A 1,057-nucleotide genomic window follows, 5' to 3' on the forward strand; every position below is an offset into this window, starting at 1 on the left:
GCCCGCAGGGCACTGATACTCGTCAGCCTTCGCGATGTAGATGAAGTCGCTCTTGTCGAAGCGTCCCTCGGCCTTGGCGTTGGAGGTCATTGGCCTGGGCACATAGGTCGTGATCCCCGCATCCTCGCAGGCCTTGAGCTCCGTGCCGTTGAAGTACCCGCGATCGGCGAGTGCCTGCAGCTTGGGCTTGCCCATCGCCTCACGCGCAGCCTTGGCCATGTTGCTGAGTTGCGCGCGGTCGTGGCCGGCGTTGGTCACCTCGTGGGCCACGATCAGGTGGTGCCTGGCATCGACCGCCGCCTGCACGTTGTAGCCCACCAGGCCTGAGCCCTTGGCTTGCGAGTTCATCGAACGTGCATCGGGATCGGTAAGCGAGCGCTGCCCATCGGGTTCCTTCTTCAACTCTTCCTTGGTGCGATCGAGCTGCTTCATCTGCTCGCGCAGCTTCTTGATCTTGTCCTGCAGCCGCTCGGTCTTGGCTTCGACTTCCGTCGGCTGCGTGCGGTCGGCCGTCTCCAGGGCGTCGAGGTAGCGCTGGATGCTCTGCTCGATCTGCCGCTGACGCGCGTCGATCTTGCCCGCGGTGAAGTTGCGATCGCGGCTGTTGACCGCTTTGAACTTGCTGCCGTCGATGGCCACGATGGCATGAGAGAACAACTTGAGGTCGCGGCACAGACCGACGAAGCGGCGGCAAACGTTGCGAATACCGGTTCCGTTGTCGTGGCGGAAGTCGGCGATGGTCTTGAAGTCCGGCGCCAGCCGGCCGGTGAGCCACATCAGTTCGACGTTGCGCTGCGCCTCGCGCTCCAGGCGGCGACTCGACTGGATGCGGTTCAGGTAGCCGTAGATGTAGAGCTTCAGCAGGACCGACGGGTGATAGGAGGGCCGACCAGTGGCTGCGGGTTCAATGCCTTCGAAGCCCAGGGCATGGAGGTCCAGTTCCTCGACGAACGCATCGACGACCCGCACCGGGTTGTCTTCGCCTATGTAGTCGTCAAGGCACTCCGGCAGCAGAGTGACCTGCTGACGGTCCTCGCCTTCGATGAATCGCTTCATG

Annotated in this window: 1 protein-coding gene; it reads right to left on the reverse strand. The window is 63.1% G+C overall.

What is annotated here, in order from left to right; all coding sequences use genetic code 11:
• Positions 1-1,056 (reverse strand): IS1182 family transposase (locus tag ACMGEZ_RS29660; protein ID WP_436825857.1); only part of this gene is annotated, 1,056 nt, incomplete at its 3' end.
• Between the last annotated feature and the right edge of the window lies 1 nt (position 1,057).

It is taken from the genome of Variovorax stachyos, from assembly GCF_051400855.1.
Classification (GTDB): Bacteria; Pseudomonadota; Gammaproteobacteria; order Burkholderiales; family Burkholderiaceae_C; genus Variovorax.